The 7304-nt window shown below is 51.8% G+C and carries 7 protein-coding genes; 6 read left to right on the top strand and 1 reads right to left on the bottom strand.

Annotated features, from left to right (window positions below; translation table 11 throughout):
- Window positions 1-465 precede the first annotated feature (465 nt).
- From Q0294_RS20550 to Q0294_RS20530, 5 genes are all read left to right on the top strand, one after another.
- Window positions 466-2241 (top strand): SLC13 family permease, encoded by a 1776-nt coding sequence (locus Q0294_RS20550; protein WP_299469194.1) that lies wholly within the window; start codon window positions 466-468, stop codon window positions 2239-2241.
- Window positions 2242-2330: 89 nt separating this feature from the next.
- Window positions 2331-3338 carry a tetratricopeptide repeat protein gene (locus Q0294_RS20545; RefSeq protein ID WP_299469196.1) on the top strand — a complete coding sequence of 336 codons (1008 nt, stop codon included), beginning with the start codon at window positions 2331-2333 and terminating at the stop codon, window positions 3336-3338.
- Window positions 3339-3539: 201 nt separating this feature from the next.
- Window positions 3540-4229 (top strand): DUF2293 domain-containing protein, encoded by a 690-nt coding sequence (locus tag Q0294_RS20540; protein ID WP_299469192.1) that lies wholly within the window; start codon window positions 3540-3542, stop codon window positions 4227-4229.
- A 236-nt stretch (window positions 4230-4465) separates the two neighbouring features.
- Window positions 4466-5365: a class I SAM-dependent methyltransferase gene (locus Q0294_RS20535; RefSeq protein ID WP_299469190.1), complete on the top strand. Its 900-nt coding sequence runs from the start codon at window positions 4466-4468 to the stop codon at window positions 5363-5365.
- Between the two features lie 57 nt (window positions 5366-5422).
- Window positions 5423-5644, top strand: a complete 222-nt coding sequence (locus tag Q0294_RS20530) for a DUF1653 domain-containing protein (RefSeq protein ID WP_366918003.1) — start codon at window positions 5423-5425, stop codon at window positions 5642-5644.
- 25 nt (window positions 5645-5669) lie between these two features.
- Here the strand turns inward: Q0294_RS20530 and Q0294_RS20525 are convergent, their stop codons facing one another.
- Complete coding sequence (locus Q0294_RS20525) at window positions 5670-5852, bottom strand: CPXCG motif-containing cysteine-rich protein (protein WP_299469187.1); 183 nt, start codon at window positions 5850-5852, stop codon at window positions 5670-5672.
- A 312-nt stretch (window positions 5853-6164) separates the two neighbouring features.
- Between Q0294_RS20525 and Q0294_RS20520 the strand changes: the two genes are divergently transcribed.
- The gene (locus Q0294_RS20520; RefSeq protein ID WP_299469185.1) at window positions 6165-7163 is read left to right on the top strand and encodes a TIGR00341 family protein; all 999 of its coding nucleotides are present in this window, start codon (window positions 6165-6167) and stop codon (window positions 7161-7163) included.
- Window positions 7164-7304: the final 141 nt, after the last annotated feature.

Raw genomic sequence — 7304 nt, 5'->3', positions numbered from 1 at the left:
GGCAGGCCAGAATTCAACTACTTTCTGTTCTTTATTAATTAAAAAGGCGTGTTCATTTTCTGCTAATGCATTGTCTCTTTTTACACCAATTATCTTTATTAAATGAACCTTTCCCTCAAATGCCTGTCTCTATAAGGACTCCCTTTTTAAGAAAGTGGGGAGCCATAAGAAATTCGATCAAACTGCCGAATCAGGCTCTGGTTATCAATTTTCTCATCATGAAACGATTCAAGAACCACCTTCAACAATGCCGATAGACCACGTCATGAATCATCTATTCACAATCTGTTGTCAAACCTGTTGTCAAAGAACGGCTTTCGTTCTTTCGGGGAGGATTGTGTAAATCGAACTCAGGATTTAATCAAGTCCGGTACAATTCACTGCATCATCCGAAGGGTTGGAAGCCAAAGCTTTCAACCCTTTTTTATTTGCCTAACCACTAAAATAATGTCACAGGAATGAATGATGAGTCTGGAAGCATGGGTTACGTTGAGCATCGTGGGACTGTTATTTGCCGCCCTGGTCAGGAATCTGGCGCCCCCTGACCTGCTGTTTCTGGCAGCTTCGACAGTGCTGGCTATCATCGGAATTATCACCCCGGCCGAAGCATTCGCCGGTTTTTCCAATACGGGAATGTTGACGGTCGCGACATTATTTGTGGTTGTTGCGGGCCTGCGGGAAACCGGCGTACTGGATTTTATCGGGCATCACGTTCTGGGTCGTGCCAAAAGTGAACGTGGCGTGCTTGCGCGGCTGGCCGCCGTGGTACTGCCACTGTCTGCTTTTCTGAATAACACCCCGATCGTGGCAATGTTTGTCCCCGTCGTCATGGACTGGAGCCGACGCAATCAGGTCTCTCCTTCCAGACTGCTGATTCCGCTGTCCTACCTCGCCATCCTGGGGGGCACCTGTACTCTGATCGGGACTTCGACCAACCTCGTGATTAACGGGTTGATGATTGAGAATGGCCTGCCAGGCATGCACCTGTTCGAGATTGGCATGATCGGGCTGCCGTACGCCCTGATCGGTATCGCCTATCTGTTTCTGGGAGGACTGGTGCTGCTGCCCGAGCGCAAAGAGCTTCTGGAACAACTGCGCGAAAGCCGGCGAGAATATCTGGCGGAGATGCAGGTGCAGCCTGGTTGTCGTCTGATCGGTCAGACCATCGAACAGGGAGGGCTGCGTCAATTGCCGGGGCTGTTTCTGATTGAGATTGATCGCGACGGACAGATCCTGGCCCCCGTCGGTCCGGATGACGTCATCAAAACCAATGACAAGCTGGTCTTCACCGGCATTGTCAGCAGTATCATCGAGTTGGAAAAGATTCCCCGTCTCGTCCCGATTGCCGACCCCGACTACGAAGTTTCCCCCCGCAAACAACGCAAACGAAGGTTGTGCGAAGCCGTGATCTCCGAGAATTCCCCCCTGATCGGAAAGACCATCCGAGACGCCGACTTCCGCGCGACTTACGGCGCAGCAGTTGTCGCCGTCCATCGATCAGGGAAACGGGTTGAAAAGAAAATTGGCGACATCGCACTCCGCACCGGCGATACGCTGCTGTTACAAACCCAGACTCACTTTTTGCGCGCCTATCGACATGACCCTGCGTTTTATCTCGTGAGTGACGTCGATGACTGGCGGCCCATTCGTCTGGACCGGGCGTGGATTGCCATCCTGCTGTTTGTGTGCCTGATCGTATTGATGACGACAGGGCTCGTGCCGATCGTGCTGTCGGCGACGCTGACTGCCGTGTTGATGGTGGCGCTAGGATGTATCTCATCGGGGGATGCGCACCGCAGTGTCGAATGGCAGGTGTTGATCACGATTGCAGCAGCATTTGGTGTCGGCACTGCGCTGCAAAACTCTGGCGCGGCAACCGCGATTGCCACAACGCTGGTCGAATCCACGCGCGAATGGGGGCCGATTGCAGCGATCGCCGTGATCTATATACTGGGTTCGATCATGACGGAACTGATCACGAACAACGCAGCGGCGGTGCTGATGTTTCCGTTCTGTCTTGAAACAGCCCGGCTCTACGGCGTTAATCCGCGTCCGTTTCTGATTGCGTTGATTCTCTCCGCGTCCGCCAGTTTCATGACGCCCATCGGCTACCAGACCAACATGATGGTCTACGGCCCCGGCGGTTATCGGTTCAGCGACTTCCTGCGGATCGGCACGCCACTGAATCTGCTGCTCGGAATTGTCGCCGTCTGCCTGATCCCCTGCATCTGGTCATTTTGAAAAGGGAAGCATAGCAGTCTCTCTCTGAGCCGATATAATCAGAGAAAAAAGCTCACAGGACAGGTATAGTGTTCATCGTTGAATTGATCATGACGATACTCGGATTGACGCTGATAGGGGGATATCTATGCCTGCTGTTGAGGTGGGTCTATTGCTTGCGACGCGAATGGAGGAAGCGTTACTTCGCACAGGGAACGCGGAGGTTGCATCAGGGTAAATTCGAGGCTGCCATCGCAAAATTCACCAAAGCCATTCAAAAACAACCCGAAAACGTTGACGCCTATCTCGGTCGTTCGCATGCTTATATTCGTATGAATGAACTCGACAAGGCACTTGCAGACTGTGATACAGTGATCCGGTTGCAACCCACGAATCACTTTGCGTTCTTAAATCGGGGCGCCATTTATGGATTAAAAGAAGATTATCCCAGATCTCTGGCAGATACGACACAGTGTCTCGAATTACAGCCCGAATATCAGGATGCCCTCTTTAATCGTGCCTGCACTTTTTCCAGGTTGGGAAACACTGAGGAAGCCCTCGTCGATTTTTCCAAAGCCATTTTGCTTTCACCGTCAAAGATTGACAATTATATCGAACGCGGGAACCTTTTTTTCGATACACAACAGTATTCCAAAGCCATTGAAGATTTTACCCAGGCGATGAAACTCGGCGACTCGACTGCGGAACTCCTGACCTGTCGAGGGTATGCTTACCTGAAAATGGAACTGTTTGAAAAAGCAATCGCTGATTATGAACTCGCGATTGAGATTGATCCCCATGCGAGACCCGCTCTCAATAATCTGGCCTGGCTGCTGGCGACCTGTCCTGTTCCTGAGTATCGCGACGGCAACAGAGCGCTTGCTTTAGCGCTGCGCAACTGCGAACAAGTCGATGAGACAGAGTGGTCTGATTCAGGCGTTTTAGCCGCCGCTTATGCCGAAGTGGGACAATTCGATGATGCTGTCCGACTGATCAACGAAGCATTGATGAAAGCACCAGAACATGAAAACATCACTTGCGAAGCACAGTTGAAATGTTACGAGAATCTCCAGCCATACAGAGATTCCACTCTTAAATCTTCGTCCGATGAACAATAAAGTAAAAACGGAATACCTCTCATTCCCTTCTGCGATTCAGTGACTGGTTGCGGAATGTCGCTCGACATGTTATTAACCGGGTTAATCGTCGGAGACTTCGCTCAGAATATCACTTCCGAACCTCACCAGAAACAGCAGTAAAACTATCCAGCTAAATGTTCCAGGAAAACATTCTGGACCACGAAAGGAATCTCACGCGTCATGAGCGCCTCGACCTTCTCCCCCGGCCCTACACCAGACACCGTGCAATCTGCCGATGGCACGATTCACTCTGTTCCTGCGGGCTGGGCTCTGCTACCTCCCGGCGATGCCGGTTTGACGCGGCGGGTGAAAGCGGCCGGTGAATTCTGGATCGTGCAGGAGAAAAAGGGCCGACGTACTTTTTCGAAAGGGGTCTGGGCACCATCGGAGACGATTACGCGTCTGCGTGAAGAACTGGACGCCGAGCGCTCGACGGACGCGTATGCGAAGAAACAAGCGGCAGCGGCACAGCGCCGGGAAAAAGTTCAGACGGAATACGTTGAGGATTTCCTGGGTTCTGTCCTCGCGTTTCTGGACTTTCATCCCGCACATGCAAAGCTGGCAGAAAAGATGGCCCAGGCGATCACCGCGCATGCGACGCCGGTGGGCAGTGGCACGGTGGCGCGGACCAAACGGATTCCCGTCGAACAACGGGCGGAAGCCGCTGTGATTGCCTGGATGCGGCATCAGACGACCGCCTATGATACGATGGTCATTCCCCGCGTCAAAGGCAAACGACGTGAAGTCAGGCGGATGCTGGCCCGGCATTCCAAGGAACTTTTGAGTCAATACCGTAGCAATACACGCGCGTCTGTAGAGTGTCCACTGCAGCGGGCTTTGACAGAAACAGCGACAGAAAGCATGAAGTGACTTCGGACGTCACATTTCGTTTTTATTGATGGACTGATCTGGCATTTGCTGAATGCATTATTAACCGAATGCACCCCAACAATCCTGACGAATGTTGGCAACGGTTCCCTTTTTATGTAAACTCTTCCGGGCAGTCTGGCTCAAACACCGGAACGCTGTCAAATTTGCCATGCAGAACACAAATTCGCACCACTCATTTTTTCACATTTGGCGACTTCTCCTACGGATCATAATCAATGATGAAATTGACTGCAGACGATGAGAAGCACTTCGTTCGTGATGCCAAAGGAATTTTCATTCCCAAAGTAGCAGTCAAACACAGAGATGAGGAATATTCAGAGTCAGGCTTCGATTCGCTACGTGAAATGCAGACACGGCATTTCTGGTATTGCGGCAGGCATCGTTTCCTCCTGTACGCGCTCAAACGGATGTTAGGTCGCCGCCGGCAAAGTTCAGACGATGCCTTATCGATGATTGACCTGGGCGGGGGATGTGGGGGCTGGATCAATTACTTAACCACCCATGCAAACAACACGAACTGGGAACTGGCTTTGGCAGATTCTTCAGTTTGTGCACTGGAGTATGCAGAAGATTTTACTGGCCCGTCGGTAAAGCGGTTTCAAGTCGACATGTTACAGCTTCCCTGGAAAGAGCGGTGGGACGTTGTATTTTTGCTCGATGTCCTGGAGCATATCCCAGACCACATTGCGGCCCTGAAGCAAGCTTACCAGATTTTGCGGCCCGGAGGACTTCTGTTTGTGACTACACCGGCTTTACAGTTTTTCTGGACCTATAATGACGATCTGGCACATCATGTGCGGCGCTACTCCCGAAACGACTTTGCTGCACTGGCCGATGCCACAGGATTTGAACTGTGTACCTCACGTTACTTCATGTTTCTGCTGAGCCCGCTCCTTTATCTGAGCCGATTAAAATCCCCTGACTTGAGGAACATGAATGCAGATGATATTCAGGCCTTACTCCATCAGACCCACCGGGTTCCCTCTTCCCCGGTCAACGCAGTTCTCAGGTCGGTATTCAACCTCGAAACACCAGCAGGATTCTGGATGCCGTTTCCCTGGAGCACTTCCATTCTTGGTGTCTTCCAAAAGAAAAATCAGGCAGTATGCCCTTGAGAGAATCCTCATTCCATAATCCAACTGAATCTAAATTGAAGCTGAGACAGAAGACGAATCAACATGAAAACAGGCCGTTATCGACATTACAAAGGCAAAGATTATCTCGTGATTGACGTCGCGCGTCATAGTGAAACCGAAGAAGAAATGGTCGTTTATCGACAGGATTACGGCGAACGGGGACTCTGGGTCCGACCGAAGGGGATGTTTCTGGAGACCGTCGTAATCGAGGGGCGCGAAGTAGCCCGCTTTCAATTCATCGGCCCTGAAGAGGAATAACCGCTCGTCGTTGCAGGGAACACGTTTACTCCCCGGTGGCCCAGATCCGAACGGCACCGTCATCTTCGATGTGAACGTGAATCACGTTCGGATGGCAACAAACCGGACAGTCTTCAATATACTCCTGCTCCATCCCCGCTGACAGATCGACGGGTACGACGATTTCTTCGCCACAGGACTCACAAAGATAATAGGCTTCTCCCTGCATTGTTTATGTTTCCCCTTCCTGCACGATGCTAAATTTCTTTGGCGTTTCCGTCATTTTTTCCCTGTCTGACCGGTTCTATTTTTTGACTTCTGTATTTTCTTTTGCAGGTGGGGAAGTTTCAGCGCCGGTTGTCGTGTTGTCTGGCGTTGTTGTTTTGACATAAATTGCTCCCTGGCCTTCAGCCCTCATTATATCAAATTCTTTTCGCTGCCGGTACAATAATCATTCTGAAGATCATAAAAGCCACCGTTAAAAAATAAAAACACGATTCACAGCGATGATGCCGAGACAGTAATCATGATCCTGCGGGTAATGCAAATATTCATTCCAGAAACCAATCAAGAGAAGCTGGACGAACTGCTGGAAGGGTGTGAGATTCTGGGACGCTGGCGGGATACGGACTCGGACCAGCTTGTGCTGCATCTGCTGGTCCCCGCTGAGGAAACCGAGCCGATCATGGATCGGTTTGAGCAACACTACGCCGATACCAAAAGCTTCCATGTGATTCTGTTTCCCGTCGAAGCCGTTCTGCCTCGCATCAACCCTGAAAAATTAGAAGAGGAAAAGGAACAGGAAACTCAGGACGAGACGGAGGAAGAGCCGAATGGAAAACAACGAATCAGCCGCGAGGAACTCTATTCCCAGGCCAATGAAGGGCTGGAGGTCTCGCGTGTTTTCGTCGGGATGTCAATTCTCTCGGCGATCGTCGCTGCGGTGGGCCTGATGCGAGACGATGTGGCGGTCATTATTGGCGCGATGGTCATTGCCCCACTCCTGGGTCCGAACGTCGCCATGTCACTCGCGACCACTTTAGGCGACTTCGAACTGCTGCGTCGCGCGTTTCTGACCAATATTGCCGGCACGTTTGCGGCGTTTGCGTTAGCCGTCGTTGCCGGGCTGGTGTTCGTAGTGGACCCGGAGCTCCCCTCGATTGCGTCCCGGACAGAAGTCAATCCGGGAGACATCCTGCTGGCTCTGGCGGCAGGTTGCGCAGGGACGCTGGCGTTCACTCAGGGGCTTCCCGGCGCCGTCATCGGCGTGATGGTGGCCGTTGCACTCGTACCGCCGCTGGTCGTAAGTGGCATGCTGCTCGGGGACGGTAACTTTGTTTTATCTGGTGGCGCGATGTTACTCACCATTGCCAACGTCATCTGCATTAACCTGGCCGGCGTTGCCACATTTCTGGTGCAGGGCGTGCGTCCGCGAAGCTGGTGGGAAGCCGAGCGGGCCAAAAAGGCGACGTGGCGGGCCATCCTTGTCTGGGTTCTGCTGCTGGGGATATTAGCAGTAATCCTCTACCTGAATCAGTGAAAAGCGAATCAATAAGAACTCATAATGCCGTTCTTCTGTTTCTATCAAATTCCAGCCAAAGCCGTTAGAATAGAGCCGGAAAGCCGTTCTAGCAGGGTGTCCGGAAATGAAATCTAGCGGTATCGCCATTAAGCCCGGAAA

The sequence above is a fragment of the uncultured Gimesia sp. genome (assembly GCF_937919775.1).
Taxonomy (GTDB): Bacteria; Planctomycetota; Planctomycetia; order Planctomycetales; family Planctomycetaceae; genus Gimesia.
Note: the sequence above shows the minus strand (reverse complement) of the source record. Positions and strands in the feature narration are given on the sequence as shown.